The organism is Pseudomonas sp. PD9R, assembly GCF_019200975.1.
Classification (GTDB): Bacteria; Pseudomonadota; Gammaproteobacteria; order Pseudomonadales; family Pseudomonadaceae; genus Aquipseudomonas.
The window spans coordinates 147,160-163,161 of the sequence record NZ_JAHTMR010000015.1 but is presented as its reverse complement, the minus strand read 5'-3'; the positions used below and the strand labels follow the sequence as shown (position 1 = coordinate 163,161).

Here is a 16,002-nt window from a genome sequence, read left to right as displayed (position 1 = left end):
AGAGCGGGACTTACCTCAAGAAGAGAGGTAAGACGAGCGGGTCAGGCCCAGACGCAGAGCATCAAGGAACTGAGTGCGCTCGCTGGCACTGATGCGGGCATTGGCGCACTTGTCGCGGTAGTGGGTCATCAGCTCTTCCGGCGACAAGTGGACGTAACGCAGCATGTCTTCGATGGTGTCGTGGGTTTCAATACCGGCGTGGTACACGCTGCCGTCGGCGTTCTGGTAGATGTTCACCGAATCGGTGTCACCGAACAGGTTGTGCATGTCGCCCAGAATTTCCTGATAAGCGCCGACCAGGAACACACCCAGCAGGTAGTCCTCGCCTTCGTTCAGCGCGTGCACCGGCAGGCTGGTCTCAATGCTCTGCTCGTCGACGTACTGGTTGATCTTGCCGTCGGAGTCGCAGGTCAAGTCCTGCAACACGGCACGACGCATCGGTTCTTCGTCGAGACGGTGCAACGGGATGATCGGCAGTACCTGGTCGATGGCCCAGGTGTCCGGCAGGCTCTGGAACACCGAGAAGTTGCAGATGTACTTGTCGGCGAGCTTGTCGTTGAGTTCGTCCAGCACCTGACGATGAGAACGCTGGCGCGCCTTCAACGAGTTGTGCAGGCGACGGCACACGGCGAAGTAACATTGCTCGGCCAGGGCTTTTTCAGCCAGGGTCAGCTTGCCATCGGCGTACTGGGCGGCGATATCGCTCATGTAGTGCGTGGCGCGCCAGTAGGTTTCGGTGACCATCTCGATATCGGTCGGACCCAGCAGGTCCACCAGCCACTGCACGGTTTCCGGCAGCGTTTCCTTGTTGTCGATCTGCGGCACGTCGTCGTTGTGTTTCTCGACGTCGGTGACCTGAATCACCAGCATGGCGTGGTGCGCGGTCAGGGAGCGGCCGCTTTCGGAGAAGATGTTCGGGTGCGGCAGGCTCTGCGCGTCGCAGAACTCCTTGAGCATCCCGACCACGACACCGGCGTAATCGTCCATGTCGTAGTTGATCGAACTGGCGTTACGCGAGTGCGTACCGTCGTAGTCCACGCCCAGGCCACCGCCGACGTCAATATGGTCAACCGGCAGGCCAAGGTTGCGCAGCTCGCCGTAGTAGCGGATCGCTTCCTTGAAACCGTGCTGGTAGTCCGCCAGGTTGGCGATCTGCGAACCCATGTGAAAGTGCAGCAGGCGAATGCCTTGGTCCAGACCGGCAGCGCGGAACCGTTCAACCACCGACAGCAGCTGCGCCGCCGACAAGCCGAATTTGGATTTCTCGCCACCGGTGTCCGCCCACTTGGACGATGCCAGAGACGACAGACGCACGCGCAGGCCAACCTGAGGCTTGACCTTGAGCGACGCCGCTTCTTCGATCACCAGGCCGACTTCGGATTCTTTCTCGATCACGATGAACACGTTGTGACCAAGCTTCTGGCCCATCAGCGCCAGACGGATGAACTCGCGGTCCTTGTAGCCGTTGCAGACGATGGTGCCGCCCTTCGGCGCCAATGCCAGCACCGCGAGCAGTTCAGGTTTGGAGCCGGCTTCCAGACCGATGGAGACGTTCTGGGTGGCGATGATGTTCTCGATCACCGCTTCCTGCTGGTTCACCTTGATCGGGTACAGCGCGGTGTACTTGCTCTGGTATTCCAGACGCTCGATGTTGGCGTCGAATGCGCCGGTCAGCTGACGCACGCGGTCTTGCAGAATGTCCGGAAAACGTACCAGCAACGGCAAGGACAGGCCGCTCTTGCGCAGCTGGTCAACTTGCTCGAACAGGTCGATAGGCGAACTGCTCGGACCGTTCGGACGAACTTCGACGCGACCGGCGTCATTGATCGCGAAATACCCGGCCCCCCAATGGCGAATCCCGTAAACACTGCGGCTGTCCGCAACTGTCCATTGGCTGCCATCGTCTTTGCGTGTGCGTCGTACGGACATCGAAGTCCCCTATAAAGAAGTCATAGTGCGTCGCCTGGATTCAGGCCGGCGCAGTCTAAAGAATGAAAATGACGGTTCGTCAACGAGGGATAGACCCCGCCGACCGCAGTGAGTTTAGAAACCGGTCATGAACAGGCTCTGTGAAAACCATGGTGACGACGCCAGCCCTTGAGGCAAACAGGACTGGATCAAGCCGCGGGTGGTTTTCACAGAGGCTGCTAGCCGCCGGACTTCTTTGCCTTGAAACCGTGCTTGATCAACTCGGCCAAGAGTAGCTCGACATGATCGCCCTGGATTTCAATGATCCCGTCTTTCAACGCTCCACCGGTGCCACAACGTTTTTTCAACGTGGTGGCCAGGTCCTTGAGCGCGTCTTCGGCCAACGGCACGCCGGTGATGGTGGTCACCGTCTTGCCGCCACGGCCCTTGCTTTCGCGACGTACACGAGCAACGCCGTCGCCGGCAGGGATTACGGTCTGTTTGCAGATACAGGCGTCCACCGGCTTACTGCAATCCGGGCAATGACGACCTGCGTCGGTGGAAAATACCAAGCCACCAAGGGCGGCGAAGGATGCGGCTTTTTTGGCCACCGGCAATCCTCTTGGGAGGACAAAGACTGGTCGCGGCAGGACACCCGGCACCATCGACCGCGAAGCCCCACTCAGGCAGGGGCAGCGCTACTGAAACGGGATAACTCTATGTAGGAGCTGACGAGTGCAACGAGGCTGCGATCTTTTGGTTTTGACGCAAATGCAAAGTCAAAAGATCGCAGCCTGCGGCAGTTCCTACAAAAGCAATACCGGTTCAGTTTGAAAAGGTCGCGCAGTGTAACGGCAAAAGCGCCGATTGCTAAGAGCCAATCGGCGCCAATTTATAGCGCTTTTGCGACGTCTTCGCCGCGAGCCCGAAGATAGCGCTTTAACGCTGCCAAAGAGTCCGGGCAATAAGGCTTTTCGTCGATTTCCCGTAGCACTTCATCAATCGGCAAAAAGCGCGCTTCCAGCACCTCTTCCGGTTGCAGGATCAACGCGCCATCCCACACCGCTGAAAACGCCGAACACCACAGGCGATTACCGGTGTCTTCGAAGAAAAAGTGATCATGGGCGGTCAACTCCACTCCGCTCACACCGAGCTCTTCTTCCAACTCACGGGCTGCTGACTCGGCATAAGTTTCAGTGGCAAGCACCATACCGCCCGCCGCCACGTCCCAATACCCTGGATAAATGGCTTTGCTCAATGTCCGACGGTGCACACAAAGCTCACCGGCGGAATTGAACAACATAATGTAGGTGCCGCGCCCGATCAGCCCGCGCTCGCGCAGGTCGGACCGGACCAGGGCGCCGAGCAGGTTGTCCTGCTCGTCGACCCAGGCGATCTGTTCGGCATCCGAGGCCACCCGGTGGGCAACCTCTCTGGCGTTATCGACCATGACTCAGCCCTGATTCAGCAGTTGACGCAAATCGATCACCGCCGCGTTGGCCCTGGAAATGTAGTTGGCCATGACCAGCGAGTGGTTGGCCAGGACGCCGAAGCCGCTGCCGTTGAGAATCATCGGGCTCCACACTGGCTCTTGCGAAGCTTCCAGTTCACGAATGATCTGACGCACGCTGACCGTGGCGTTCTTCTTCGCCAATACATCGGCAAAGTCGACTTCAATGGCGCGCAGCAGGTGCGACAAGGCCCAAGCCTGACCGCGAGCTTCATAGAACACGTTATCGATCTGCATCCACGGGGTTTCGACGATTTCTTCGTCGACCTGCGGCACTTGGCCCGGGATAACCACTTCGGTTTTCAGCGAGGTGTTGAGCTTGACCCGGCCAACGCTGGCCGACAGCCGTTGCGACAACGAACCCAGGCGAGTACCGACATCCCCGAGCCAGTTGTTCAGGTTGTCGGCACGAGCGTAGAACAGCGCGTTTTTCTGCGTGGGATCCGACAGCCGAGCCTGATAGCGGCTCAAGGAGTTGATACCTTCCTGATACTCCGATTCGGTGGACGGCAGGATCCAGCTCTTGTTATCGAAGTTGAAGCGCGGCTCGGCCTTGGCCAGATCCGCATCTTCAGCCGATTGCGACTGCGAGCGGGCGAAGTCCTTGCGCATGGCGCGCGTCAGATCGCGCACTTGCACCAGCACGCCATATTCCCAGCTTGGCATGTTGTCCATCCACAGGCCCGGCGGGAAACGGTCGTTGGAGATGTAACCGCCCGGCTTGGTCAGCAAAGTGCCGGCAACGGTCTTGAGGGTTTCGACGGTGGTGTAGCCAACCACCATTTGCTTGCCTTCTTTCTCGGCAGCCATTTGCGCATTCTGCTGCACCGGAAACAGCGCGGGCTCTTCACTCCAGTACCAGCCCAGACCGCACGCCACCAGCAGGTAAATGCCGATCAGGGTAGCCAGCGCCCGGCTGAACAGCAGGCCACCCAGATAACTGCGGGTAGCCGATTTCGGTTCAGCGGCACGTTCAGGCGCGCTACCGGCGCGGTTCTTCCAGTCCAGCATGGCGATATCCTTTCAATCACTTGGGTTCATCGGTTCGACCACAACCATACAACAACGTGCCTTGGCCCGGCACCCGCCGTTGGGTTTATCCCGAAAATTACCGCCCGAACCTTCGTCAACCGTTGCCAATTAACCCAGTGCCCATGCCAGCGCTAAACGCCGATGACCGGCATTGAAATCTGCTGCAGCTCAGCTGGCCCAAAGAGATGGGCGATGCCCTGACCGTCGGTTCTGCGCGCGGCAACCTGTCCTTCCACAGTCGCAAAGTAGCGCTGCTGAGTCAGCGGCGCGGCCGTTTCGCTTTCAACGATGCGGAAGATCCTCGGTGACCGTGAAGCCTGGGGCGGCGGATTTCTCATCAACGCCATGACCTTGTGCTCGAAGATGAGCAGCGGCACCGCCCAGTCGCCGTAATCGGCTTCAGGCCTGATCAACCGCCACTCGCCACGCTCAACCTGATGGAGCACCTCGTCGTCGATGTCGATCATCAGCCCGGCACGCAACTCGTGCATACCTTCGATCGGTTGCCGATCTTGCAAGGCCTGACGGACGTGATCCAGTGCTTGCTCGCCGGGGTAGGCATGTTGGCGCTCCCACGGGGTCAGATGAAACTCATCGACCAGCCTCATGCCGACGCCTCTGCACTCCACTCGTCGGAGCCCATGGTCCCGCTGATTTCATGCCGCCAATAGATTCGCCGGTAGCTGAAGTGGACTTTCTCCAGCTGCGTCAGGTGTGCGGTGCCCGGGTCCTGGCAATGCGGCATGAGCACTTCGGCACCGATGATCAACGCGTCCTCCAACTCCATCGTGTAGAAATGTTCCTGCGTTCCCTGCGCCGAGGTGCGATACCACTCGACGCGGCACTGGCTGAGCAACTCCCCGGAACACAAAGCGTTGTTGATCAGCGGCGATGACTTGTCGATTGACTTGGTAATGATCAACGGCTTGTGCATCCGGCGACCCGCTCCTGACCCTCTGGGCACAAAAACGCCATGGCTGAGCGCCTGAATCATGATTTGGTCCGCACGTCCCAACTGGTAGATGTTGCCCACCGACGCCTGGGTGAAGGCACCGGCGCTGATGAGGCCTTGGCGTTCACCGCGCAGGGTCATGAAGGCTGGGGATGGCATGGTGGGGTTCCTTTTATTGAGGTTGAGGCGCGAAGGAATGGGATGGGATTCTTGGGGGCGGTCACTGGTCATCATCGAAGGGTGTCCACGGCTTGCCTATCGAGAGGGTGATCAGATAGCGCTCTTCGTCTGGATGCGTGCTGTCTGCGAAACGGTGCATGAACATCGCTACCTGGTATTTTTCACCCGCCAGCCAGTAAGTCGTTCCTACCCGGTTCTTAGCCCGTAGCCGGGCACGCCATGCCGGTGTGTCGGCAAAGGGCGGATAGGTTCTGGGGCCGGCAACCCGCCATCCGCCGCGGCGCCACTGATCCTGTAAATCCAGCGCTACCTTCAAGGCGTCATCGAGCAGCAACGGCTCGACCATAGGTGACATGCGGATACTTATGATTATGTTGTCGTCAAATCCAACGGTGAAAAAACGTGCCTGAGGAGTAATGAATTCGTACTGCTGGTCGATGAATCGCAATCGTGCATCAGTCGTGGGAAGCCCCATCCAGATTTCACCGGGTATCAGTGGACTAAAGGACGCGGACGAGCGTTCGCGCAAATCTTCATAGGTGCCACCCATTTCCAGAGCGATTTCCGGCTCATCCGACAGCACTCCGATCGCCCAGAGCACCCCCAGTACAATCAAAATCATCAACACTGCCTGCCGCCAGCCGCGATACGCTCGCCACGACATGATCACGACTGCCCGCCCACCGCAGCGATCTCTCGAATGGATTGCTCCAACGCCGGCCGGTCAGCACCCTGCAACATCTCGTCGAAGCGAGATGCGGCCCGCAGCACAAAGGGCATTCGTTGTTGAATGTCCGACAAGTCCGCCAGCGGGCTGTTATCAAAACCGATGGTTCGCCCATCCTCTACACGCTGGCATTGGCTGGTAAGCGTCAACTCAATAGCCTGGGCCGCACCGGAAGGAAAGCCGGTCACATAGGAAACGTGGTTGCCACGCAGCAACGCCACCAACTGGCGATCTTTGTAAATCGTAGGCTGGAGAATGTTGCGCTGCTCATGCCCCGCCAAATGCTTAACGCCACCGACTATATCTCCGGCGTCTATCGCCTCAAAAGCTTGTAGAACCTCAACGTAACTCAACCCAAAAGGGAGTGCTTCCTGATCCACCGGCCAAAACACCGGAAACGTCGGATGCCCATAAATTCCCGCTCGGTTCTCCAGACAGTACTTCAACTCCCTCAACCCACGCTTCGCATAAAACTCATGCAACGGATAAACATCCAGAAACAGCGTGGTATTCCCCAATGCCATCATGTCGTGCACATGCCGGTATTGCTGCTGTACCAGCGACAAATCCTCGCCCGCGGGATAGAGGTCCAAAGAAGGAACAGGGTTACGCGCATCCGCTTCTTTATAGTTGCGCAAAGCATCTGCCTGTTCTGACATCCTGCCCGATGTCAGCAGACCGTATTCACGGCGGCTGTCTCGCAAACGCACCCGAGCCTCACGCTCCTCGCCAATACGCTCCACACTTTGCGCCGCATGCAACAACCCGCAACCGACCTGCTTGGAAGCAAACGCCGCCAACCCGGCCCACTGAAACCGAGGGTCATGCAGCCACAACCGGGCATAAGCCGCGTTGATCACGCGGTTGCGCTCCACCGGATCGGCGATCAATACACCGTTGGGCGCGACGATCTCTTCAGCCTCGCGCTGGTAGATACGCCAAAGGCATGAGCACGTGAGAATCGGCACCTCGGTGACCAGGGTTTTGCTGCCGTAGAGCCGCTCCTCCTTGCATTCACAATCGGCAATGGGTGTGGTGTTGTGGTTCAGCCGCTGGTCATCGCTGGGATGTTCTTTGAAACACAGGGTCATGGTTCGCGGGCCGGCTGTAGGGGAATCCCTGAACCCTATCAGGCGAAAATCCCGACGGGATCATGCACGCGCAAAATCAGAAACAGCTGACAGACGAGGTCCTCCAAGCCATGGGAAGCGGCCTGAAAATGATCAGGAAATCTCCTGGAACACCCAATTTATGGGGTTCTACCGCCTAGCGTCGCGCCCACCGAGACTCATTGGTCACAAACTGAATGCACTCACATTGCAGATTGTTGACGTACAGCACTCATGCAATCGAAAAGAGGTGCTAGCATAGAGCCACCAGTCGACCTCAGCGTGCACCCTAACTAGTAGTCAGGATATGACCGAGCAAGAAGACCCCAGCCGCGAGCGCCTCAAGCATCACTTTGCCCAGCGGGTAATTCATCAAGCACGTCAGATTCTTGAGATATGGCAGCGCCTGCAGCACACCGAATGGTCCATCAACGATCTGTCGGAACTGAGCGAGGCCAATTTGCGCCTGCTACGTTTCGCCGAGCGCTTCGAACAACCTGAACACACGCAACTGGCACGCCACATCGGCCAGTCGCTGGAGGCTGTCGACGCCAATCGCGGACGCCTGAGCAGCGGACTGATCACTGACCTCAACCGCTTGATGCAGCGCCTGTCACGTACCGGGCTGCGCCATGGCGATCAACTCGACCAAACGTTCCTGCCGCCGTTGCGCAAGCCGATTTACGTGATGCTGCAGGATCACGAACGTGGCGAGCGCCTGGCCAAACAACTGGAATTCTTCGGGCTTAGCGCCCAGTCCCTGGACAGTGTGGCGGCGTTTCGCTCCTCAATGGTCGAGCGATTGCCGGCAGCCATCGTCATGGACGTCGATTTCAGCGGCCCCGGCATCGGGCTGAAATTGGCCGCCGAAGCCCAGGAAGGTCTCGATCACCGTTTGCCGCTGCTGTTCTTCAGCCTGCACGAAACCGACACCCCGACCCGCCTCGCTGCGGTGCGTGCCGGTGGCCAGGAGTTCCTCACCGGCACCCTCGAAGCGTCGAGCCTGCTGGAGAAAATCGAAGTCCTGACCTGCGTCGCGCAGTACGAACCCTATAAAGTGCTGATCATCGACGATTCCCGCGCCCAGGCCTTGCACACCGAGCGCCTGCTTAATAGTGCAGGGATCGTGACCCGGACCTTGATCGAGCCGATCCAGGCCATGGCCGAACTGGCGGATTTCCAGCCAGACCTGATCATCCTCGACATGTACATGCCCGCCTGCACCGGCACCGAACTGGCCAAGGTGATCCGCCACAACGACCGCTATGTCAGTGTGCCGATCATTTACCTGTCGGCCGAAGACGACCTGGACAAGCAACTCGACGCCATGAGTGAAGGCGGCGACGACTTCCTGACCAAGCCGATCAAGCCCCGGCACCTGATTACCACCGTGCGCAACCGAGCGGCGCGGGCCCGCAACCTGAAAGCACGAATGGTTCGCGACAGCCTTACCGGTTTGTACAACCACACCCACATTCTGCAACTGCTCGAAGACTGCTCGTTCCGTGCCCGCCGCGAGAACAAGCCGCTGAGCTTTGCGATGCTCGACATCGACCACTTCAAGCGGGTCAATGATAGCCACGGCCACCCCATGGGCGACCGGGTGATCAAGAGCCTGGCACTGTTCCTCAAGCAACGTTTGCGCAAGACCGACTTCATCGGCCGTTACGGCGGTGAAGAATTCGCCATCGTCATGCCCGACACCGATCTCGAAGCGGCCTACGCCGTACTCGATGAAATCCGTCAGCGATTTGCCGAAATTCACTACCCGGCGCAACCCCATGACCTGTGGTGCACCTTCAGCGCCGGGGTGGTCGAGTGGTACGAAAACTCCGACAGCCTGTTGATGGCGAGCCAGGCGGACGAGGCGCTATATCGCGCAAAAGACGCCGGGCGTAATCGCGTACAGGCTGCCCGGACGTCAAAGCAAAGTGCCACTTTTTCATCGCTAATGACCCCTTCCGTCATAACCCTGTAACAGAAACGCAATAAATTCAGGCGCTTACCACTCTGTCGTTGGTAGACAAAAATGCGCCTGAAGTTGCTGACCAATCTCAATACTCTTCTTTTAGTTGCCGTGTGCGTGGCGCTCGGTGCCACGCTCTGGTGGTCGCAAAAAGCCCTCGAACGCCCTTATCTATTAATGGAGCGTTACCTTGGCCTGTCCCAGCAGTTTCAAAATCAAGTGGCGCGCAACATTGAAGATTACCTGGCCAGTGGCGATGCCCTGCGCTTGAGCAGCGCCAGCCAGGCTATCGATGGCTTGCAGAAAGAACTCGGCGAGCTGCCACCGGCACTCGCCGAAACCTTGCGCCCCAGTCTGACGACCCTTGACGAATTCAGCAAAACCGACCTGCTGGCCGCCGGTAAACTCGCGGGTGACCCGCAAGCCCTGTTGCTGCAAGCAGAGCGGGAACTGGGTGCCAGCCTTGATCAACTCAGCCAGTACGCCAGCGGCAATGCGGCGTACCTGACACCGCTGCTCGCCGCGTCCCAGCATTTGGGCAAACTGTCGCTGGCCCGGGATAAGTTGGTCAGCAGCGGTCGCAGCGAACTGGCCGCCGATGTCGAGCGCGAAGTCACCAGCCTCCGCACTCAAGCCGGACAACTGGACGCCCTGCCCCTGTTGGGCGTGGCCGCCAGCAGCGAATCAAATACCGACGATTTCGCCGCGATGATGGGGCTGGAGAACACTGAGAAAACCGTCGCCGAAGATGCCGGCGTCGGTTTCAAGCGTGAACTCAACAGCCTGCTCACTCGCTACCCGGCAGAACTGGCGCGCACCCGCGACCAGATCCAGAAACGCGCCGACCTCAGCACGGCGACTCACCTGAAAATCGCCGCCGTACAGCAAGCCATCGCGGGTCTGGAGCCTGTTGTTCGTGCGCAACACGGGCAGATCCAGGGTGAAGTGCGACTGATGCAAGGCGTGATGATCGGCCTGATCCTGCTGATCGCCCTGCTCATCGACACCCTGCAACGGCGCCTGGCGCGGACGCTGACCAACCTGGCACCCGCCCTGTCGACCTGGGCCGAGGGCGACTTCAGCCGGGACATTCAATTGGGCGCGACCAATCGCGAACTGCATGACATCGAAGCGTCGCTCAATCGCCTGCGCGCCTATCTGGTGGACTTGGTAGGGACCATTCGCCTCAATGCCGAACAGGTGGCTGGCAGCAGCCGAACCCTGGCCGAGCTGAGCAATGACTTGCACAGTGGTGCCGAACATCAGGCGAGCGACACGGCACTGATCCGCGATTCCCTCGGCGAACTGGAAGCGACCATCCAGCAAGTCGCCGGTGACGCCAGCCAGGCCGCCGATGCCAGCCGCCATGCCGGCCTGGCAGTGGAGCATGGGCAGAAGGTCATTGGCCTGAGCCTCACCGGCCTGCATGCGTTGGTGGAAGAAGTGCAGGGCAATGCGCAGATGATCGAGCACCTGGCCGAAGAGTCCGGCACCATCGGCGGTGTCTTGACGGTGATCCGTTCGATTGCCGACCAGACCAACTTGCTGGCCCTGAACGCCGCCATCGAAGCAGCCCGCGCCGGGGAAATGGGCCGCGGTTTTGCTGTGGTGGCAGAAGAAGTCCGCTCACTGGCGCAACGCACCGCCGGTGCCACCGCCGAAATCCAGACGCTGATCGCCGGCCTGCAAACTGCCGCGCGACAATCGGTCGAAGGCATGCGCGCCCAGGTCGAACACGCCGAAGCCACGGCCAACCAGGCGCAGGCCGCTGACGGCGCACTGGATAAAATTGTCGGGGCAATCCAGACCATTTCCGACACCGCCGTACGCATCGCCGATGTCACCGCCCAACAGAGTGGTGCAGTCAGCGAAATCCGCGATCACAGCGAACGGATTCACCAGTTGGGTGGGGACAACTTGCTGCGTATCGGCGAAGGGCGCGAGCAAGGGGAGAATTTGCTGGTACTGGGCGGGCGATTGCACACAGCCGTCCAGGCCTTCCGCCTCTAATCGCATTCATTTGCAGGAGCTGGTAGGAGCTGTCGAGTGAAACGAGGCTGCGATCTTTTTGGTTTTAAGATCAAGATCAAAAGATCGCAGCCTCGTTTCACTCGACAGCTCCTACCGGCTCCAACGGGCTCCTACATACGGACCCGAGGCGACTCCGCTATCATTCCCGCACCTTTGAAACGCGAGATAGTCATGCGCCGTTTGCTCTACCTGCTGTTTCTAGTGCTCGCCCTGCCGGCTACCGCCGCCGGGTTGCTGGACACTCGGCCAAATTCGACCCTGGGCTCGATCAACAACAGCGCCGACTTCCTGCCGGTGCGCGAAGCCTTTCAACTGAGCCTGGTAGAAAGCACACCGCAATCAATCAAGCTGCGCTTCGTCGCCACCGAGGGCTACTACCTCTACCGACATCGCTTTCAATTCCGCGCCGATCCGGCTGACGTCGCCCTCGGCACCGCGCAACTTCCTGACGGGCAAAAAAAGCACGATGAGTACTTCGGCGACGTCGAGGTCTACCACGGCATTCTCGATGTCGTACTGCCGCGCACCGATCAGCGCGCGTTCACCCTGACGGTGACCTATCAGGGCTGCGCCGACAAAGGCTTGTGCTATCCGCCCGAGACCGAACGCCTGAGCATCGATGGCAACGGCGCTACAACAAGTCATGCCTGGGGATGGCGCGAGCTGGCGTTGTTTTTCCTTGCCGGGCTGGGCCTGACCTTTACGCCTTGCGTACTGCCGATGCTGCCGATCCTTTCCGGTGTGGTGCTGCGCGGCCAGGTCGGCGGCTTGCGCGGTTTCAACTTGTCGCTGGCCTACGTGTTGCCAATGGCGGCCTGCTTTGCGTTGCTCGGTGCGTTAATGGGGATGTTTGGCGCACAGCTCAATTTGCAGGCGCGCCTGCAATCGGCCTGGGTGCTGGTGCCGTTTGCAATGTTTTTTGCGCTGTTTGCCTTGGCCATGTTCGGCGTTTTCGAACTCAAGTTGCCGCATGCAATCAGTAGCCGGCTGGACCGGATTGCCGGGCGCACCGAAGGCGGTTCGTTGTGGGGCGCAGCGGTGCTGGGCGTGGTGTCCAGCCTGCTGGTTTCGCCCTGCGTATCGGCACCGCTGGCCGGTGCGCTGCTTTACATCAGTGCCAGCGGCGATGCACTGGGCGGCGGTCTGAAACTGTTCATGCTCGGCCTCGGCATGGGTGCGCCGCTGCTGCTGGTGGCCACTGGCGGAGCCGCATGGCTGCCAAAAAGCGGGCCATGGATGATCTACGTGAAAAACGCGATTGGCGTGCTGCTGCTGGGGCTGGCGATCGGCTTGCTCAGCCGGGTATTGCCGGGCCAGATCACCTTGTTGCTGATCGGCCTGCTGGCCGGTGGCGTCGGTTTGTTCATGGGCGCGCTGGAGTTCGTCTACAAACCGCCGAGAAAACGCCTGGGCCAATTGCTCGGGATGTTCCTGGTGTTTTACGCACTGGCCTGTTGGTACGGCGCCTTCAGCGGCCAGACTGATCCGTTCAACCCGATTGGCCAGACACGTACGGTTGTCGCCACCGAATCAACGCCAAACACCACCCCCTGGCAAACCGTCAGCACCCCGGCGGACCTCGACCGCATGCTGGCCGAAGCCCGGGCGTCCGGCACACCGCTACTGCTCGACTGGTACGCCGATTGGTGCATCAGCTGCAAAGTCATCGAACACGAAGTGCTCAACGACGCTACCGTGGTTGAACGCCTCAAGGGTTATCGGCTGATCCGTTTCGACATCACCGACAGCAATGCGCAGCAACGCACCCTGCTCGACCGCTACAAGCTGTTTGGTCCTCCGGCGCTGATGTTTTTCGGCAAGGATGGCGTCGAGCGCGCCGATGTGCGGGTGATCGGCGAGATCAACGCCACGGACTTCGCCGAACGTGTCGCCAAGGCGAATGACCGGATTTAATCAAGCGGTCATATATTTCGCGCAAACATCGGACATCGTGCTGGCTATTGCAGAGAACTGGACAGTCACAAAGGCTTTGCGGCATAGTCGCCGGGTTCTGACAATTGCACATAGATAACATAGGAACAGCCGATGGCGACGCTACTGGTTCTGCACGGACCCAACCTGAACTTGCTTGGTACCCGCGAACCGGGCACCTACGGCGCCACGACACTGGCGCAGATCAACCAGGACCTGGAACGCCGTGCCCGCGAAGCCGGCCACCACCTGCTGCATCTGCAAAGCAATGCCGAGTATGAATTGATCGACCGCATCCACGCCGCTCGCACTGAAGGCGTGGACTTCATTTTGATCAACCCGGCAGCTTTTACGCATACAAGTGTCGCATTACGTGACGCGCTGCTGGCGGTGAGCATCCCATTCATCGAAGTGCATTTGTCTAACGTGCACAAACGCGAACCTTTCCGCCATCACTCTTACTTCTCCGACGTAGCGGTGGGAGTGATCTGCGGCCTTGGCGCCAGCGGTTATCGACTGGCCCTGGAGGCCGCACTAGAGCAGCTTGAAAGACAGGCAACGGCTTGAACAACAAGCGTTGAACGCCCCTGACCGACCCTTGGGAGTTGATGATTCATGGATATCCGTAAAGTTAAGAAACTGATCGAATTGCTGGAAGAGTCCGGCATCGACGAGCTCGAGATCAAGGAAGGCGAAGAGTCCGTACGCATCAGTCGTCACAGCAAGACCCCGGCTCAGCAGTACTACGCACCGGCTCCAATGCACGCGCCAGCTCCGGCGCCTGTCGCTGCTGCTCCGGCTGCTGCCGCTGCCCCTGCTGCACCGGCCGCCCCAGTGCTGAACGGCACCGTTGCCCGTTCGCCAATGGTCGGCACGTTCTACCGCAAATCTTCGCCAACCTCGCCGTCCTTCGTAGAAGTTGGCCAGACCGTGAAGAAAGGCGACACCCTGTGCATCGTTGAAGCGATGAAGATGATGAACCACATCGAAGCTGAAACCAGCGGTGTGATCGAATCCATCCTCGTCGAAGACGGCCAGCCGGTTGAGTACGACCAACCGCTGTTCACCATCGTTTGAACCGCGGAGAGCCTTTGATGACTGCGAAGTTGGAAAAAGTTCTGATCGCCAACCGCGGTGAGATCGCACTGCGGATTCTGCGCGCCTGCAAAGAGATGGGCATCAAGACCGTCGCCGTTTATTCCAAGGCTGACAAGGAACTGATGCACTTGGGCCTGGCAGACGAGTCCGTCTGCATCGGTCCGGCATCGGCCGCCCACTCTTACCTGCACATCCCGGCCATCATCGCCGCGGCTGAAGTGACTGGCGCCACCGCCATTCACCCTGGCTACGGTTTCCTCGCGGAAAACGCCGACTTCGCCGAACAGGTCGAGAACTCCGGCTTTGCCTTCATCGGCCCGAAAGCTGAAACCATCCGCCTGATGGGCGACAAGGTTTCGGCCAAGCACGCGATGATCGCCGCTGGCGTACCCACCGTTCCTGGTTCAGACGGTCCGCTGCCGGAAGACGAAGAAACCGCTCTGCGCATCGGTCGCGAAGTCGGTTATCCGGTAATCATCAAAGCCGCTGGCGGCGGTGGTGGTCGCGGCATGCGCGTTGTGCATAAAGAAGAAGACCTGATCTCCTTTGCCAAACTGACTCGCACAGAGGCAGGCGCAGCGTTCGGCAACTCGATGGTCTATCTGGAAAAATTCCTGACCAACCCACGTCACGTGGAAGTCCAGGTACTTTCCGACGGCCAGGGCCATGCCATCCACCTGGGTGACCGCGACTGCTCGCTGCAACGTCGCCACCAGAAAGTTCTCGAAGAAGCGCCGGCACCGGGCATCGACGAGAAGGCTCGCCAGGAAGTCTTCGCCCGCTGCGTCAAGGCGTGCATCGACATCGGCTACCGTGGCGCAGGCACTTTCGAGTTCCTGTACGAGAACGGCGCGTTCTACTTCATCGAGATGAACACTCGTGTCCAGGTAGAGCACCCGGTTTCGGAAATGGTCACAGGCATCGACATCGTCAAGGAGATGCTCAGCATCGCCGCTGGCAACCCACTGTCGTTCACCCAGGATGACGTGGTCATTCGCGGTCACGCACTGGAATGCCGGATCAACGCTGAAGACCCGAAAACCTTCATGCCAAGCCCGGGCACGGTCAAGCACTTCCACGCGCCAGGCGGCAACGGCGTTCGCGTCGATTCGCACCTGTACAGTGGTTATGCCGTTCCGCCGAACTACGACTCGTTGATCGGCAAGCTGATCACCTACGGCGCAACCCGTGACGAAGCCATGGCGCGTATGCGCAATGCTCTGGACGAGATCGTGGTCGACGGGATCAAGACCAACATCCCGCTGCACCGTGACCTGACCCGCGATGAAGGCTTCTGCAAAGGGGGCGTGAACATTCACTACCTCGAGCACAAGCTGGCTGGCGAGAAGCACTAAGCTTCGACCCGATCAACAAAGCCGCCTTCGGGCGGCTTTGTTGTTTCTGAAGCAAGATCAAAAGATCGCAGCCTTCGGCAACTCCTACATGGCCCGTGTAGGAGCTGCCGCAGGCTGCGATCTTTTCGGCATCACCGCGCGATCAACCATGGTCGTCTTCTGCTCCGCGCTCGCGTAAACTTGCGCGCTTCTCGCGGCCCGC

Annotated in this window: 14 protein-coding genes; 6 read left to right on the top strand and 8 right to left on the bottom strand. The window is 59.5% G+C overall.

The annotated features are described in order from the left end of the window. Window positions 1-15: 15 nt before the first annotated feature. The 8 genes from speA to KUF73_RS24860 all read right to left on the bottom strand — a co-directional run bounded on the left by speA (window position 16) and on the right by KUF73_RS24860 (window position 7,400). Entirely contained in the window at window positions 16-1,929 is a 1,914-nt protein-coding gene (speA, locus tag KUF73_RS24895; RefSeq protein ID WP_218440653.1) for an arginine decarboxylase, read from the bottom strand. A gap of 218 nt (window positions 1,930-2,147) precedes the next feature. After that, window positions 2,148-2,519 (bottom strand): translation initiation factor Sui1, encoded by a 372-nt coding sequence (locus KUF73_RS24890; protein ID WP_218440652.1) that lies wholly within the window; start codon window positions 2,517-2,519, stop codon window positions 2,148-2,150. Between the two features lie 281 nt (window positions 2,520-2,800). Further along, the gene (locus tag KUF73_RS24885) at window positions 2,801-3,358 is read right to left on the bottom strand and encodes an NUDIX hydrolase (RefSeq protein WP_218440651.1); all 558 of its coding nucleotides are present in this window, start codon (window positions 3,356-3,358) and stop codon (window positions 2,801-2,803) included. A 3-nt stretch (window positions 3,359-3,361) separates the two neighbouring features. After that, a complete protein-coding gene (locus KUF73_RS24880; protein WP_218440650.1) occupies window positions 3,362-4,429 on the bottom strand; it encodes a DUF2333 family protein in 1,068 nt (355 codons plus the stop codon). Window positions 4,430-4,581: 152 nt separating this feature from the next. Beyond that, the gene (locus KUF73_RS24875; RefSeq protein ID WP_218440649.1) at window positions 4,582-5,058 is read right to left on the bottom strand and encodes a hypothetical protein; all 477 of its coding nucleotides are present in this window, start codon (window positions 5,056-5,058) and stop codon (window positions 4,582-4,584) included. Then, window positions 5,055-5,561 (bottom strand): Hcp family type VI secretion system effector, encoded by a 507-nt coding sequence (locus KUF73_RS24870; RefSeq protein WP_218440648.1) that lies wholly within the window; start codon window positions 5,559-5,561, stop codon window positions 5,055-5,057. Before KUF73_RS24870 ends, KUF73_RS24875 begins: the two co-directional genes overlap by 4 nt. A 61-nt stretch (window positions 5,562-5,622) precedes the next feature. Then, entirely contained in the window at window positions 5,623-6,204 is a 582-nt protein-coding gene (locus KUF73_RS24865) for a hypothetical protein (RefSeq protein ID WP_256345688.1), read from the bottom strand. A 44-nt stretch (window positions 6,205-6,248) separates the two neighbouring features. Further along, on the bottom strand, window positions 6,249-7,400 hold the full coding sequence (locus KUF73_RS24860; RefSeq protein WP_218440647.1) for a DUF2515 family protein: 1,152 nt from the start codon (window positions 7,398-7,400) through the stop codon (window positions 6,249-6,251). Between the two features lie 325 nt (window positions 7,401-7,725). Between KUF73_RS24860 and KUF73_RS24855 the strand changes: the two genes are divergently transcribed. The 6 genes from KUF73_RS24855 (at window position 7,726) to accC (ending at window position 15,800) form a co-directional block, all read left to right on the top strand. Beyond that, entirely contained in the window at window positions 7,726-9,396 is a 1,671-nt protein-coding gene (locus KUF73_RS24855) for a PleD family two-component system response regulator (protein WP_218440646.1), read from the top strand. 51 nt (window positions 9,397-9,447) lie between these two features. Then, window positions 9,448-11,394: a methyl-accepting chemotaxis protein gene (locus KUF73_RS24850; RefSeq protein WP_218440645.1), complete on the top strand. Its 1,947-nt coding sequence runs from the start codon at window positions 9,448-9,450 to the stop codon at window positions 11,392-11,394. A 192-nt stretch (window positions 11,395-11,586) separates the two neighbouring features. Next, window positions 11,587-13,329 (top strand): protein-disulfide reductase DsbD, encoded by a 1,743-nt coding sequence (locus tag KUF73_RS24845; RefSeq protein WP_218440644.1) that lies wholly within the window; start codon window positions 11,587-11,589, stop codon window positions 13,327-13,329. A 132-nt stretch (window positions 13,330-13,461) separates the two neighbouring features. Continuing rightward, window positions 13,462-13,914: a type II 3-dehydroquinate dehydratase gene (gene aroQ / locus KUF73_RS24840; RefSeq protein ID WP_047536984.1), complete on the top strand. Its 453-nt coding sequence runs from the start codon at window positions 13,462-13,464 to the stop codon at window positions 13,912-13,914. Between the two features lie 48 nt (window positions 13,915-13,962). After that, the gene (gene accB / locus KUF73_RS24835; protein WP_218440643.1) at window positions 13,963-14,424 is read left to right on the top strand and encodes an acetyl-CoA carboxylase biotin carboxyl carrier protein; all 462 of its coding nucleotides are present in this window, start codon (window positions 13,963-13,965) and stop codon (window positions 14,422-14,424) included. 17 nt (window positions 14,425-14,441) lie between these two features. Then, on the top strand, window positions 14,442-15,800 hold the full coding sequence (gene accC, locus KUF73_RS24830) for an acetyl-CoA carboxylase biotin carboxylase subunit (protein ID WP_218440642.1): 1,359 nt from the start codon (window positions 14,442-14,444) through the stop codon (window positions 15,798-15,800). Window positions 15,801-16,002: the final 202 nt, after the last annotated feature.

Bases quoted from the DNA above. Each gene is read 5' to 3' on its own strand.
- speA (WP_218440653.1), bottom strand. From the start codon at position 1,929: ATGTCCGTACGACGCACACGCAAAGACGATGGCAGCCAATGGACAGTT.
- KUF73_RS24885 (WP_218440651.1), bottom strand. From the start codon at position 3,358: ATGGTCGATAACGCCAGAGAGGTTGCCCACCGGGTGGCCTCGGATGCC.
- KUF73_RS24880 (WP_218440650.1), bottom strand. From the start codon at position 4,429: ATGCTGGACTGGAAGAACCGCGCCGGTAGCGCGCCTGAACGTGCCGCT.
- KUF73_RS24875 (WP_218440649.1), bottom strand. From the start codon at position 5,058: ATGAGGCTGGTCGATGAGTTTCATCTGACCCCGTGGGAGCGCCAACAT.
- KUF73_RS24870 (WP_218440648.1), bottom strand. From the start codon at position 5,561: ATGCCATCCCCAGCCTTCATGACCCTGCGCGGTGAACGCCAAGGCCTC.
- KUF73_RS24865 (WP_256345688.1), bottom strand. From the start codon at position 6,204: ATGATTTTGATTGTACTGGGGGTGCTCTGGGCGATCGGAGTGCTGTCG.
- KUF73_RS24860 (WP_218440647.1), bottom strand. From the start codon at position 7,400: ATGACCCTGTGTTTCAAAGAACATCCCAGCGATGACCAGCGGCTGAAC.
- KUF73_RS24855 (WP_218440646.1), top strand. From the start codon at position 7,726: ATGACCGAGCAAGAAGACCCCAGCCGCGAGCGCCTCAAGCATCACTTT.
- KUF73_RS24850 (WP_218440645.1), top strand. From the start codon at position 9,448: ATGCGCCTGAAGTTGCTGACCAATCTCAATACTCTTCTTTTAGTTGCC.
- KUF73_RS24845 (WP_218440644.1), top strand. From the start codon at position 11,587: ATGCGCCGTTTGCTCTACCTGCTGTTTCTAGTGCTCGCCCTGCCGGCT.
- aroQ (WP_047536984.1), top strand. From the start codon at position 13,462: ATGGCGACGCTACTGGTTCTGCACGGACCCAACCTGAACTTGCTTGGT.
- accB (WP_218440643.1), top strand. From the start codon at position 13,963: ATGGATATCCGTAAAGTTAAGAAACTGATCGAATTGCTGGAAGAGTCC.
- accC (WP_218440642.1), top strand. From the start codon at position 14,442: ATGACTGCGAAGTTGGAAAAAGTTCTGATCGCCAACCGCGGTGAGATC.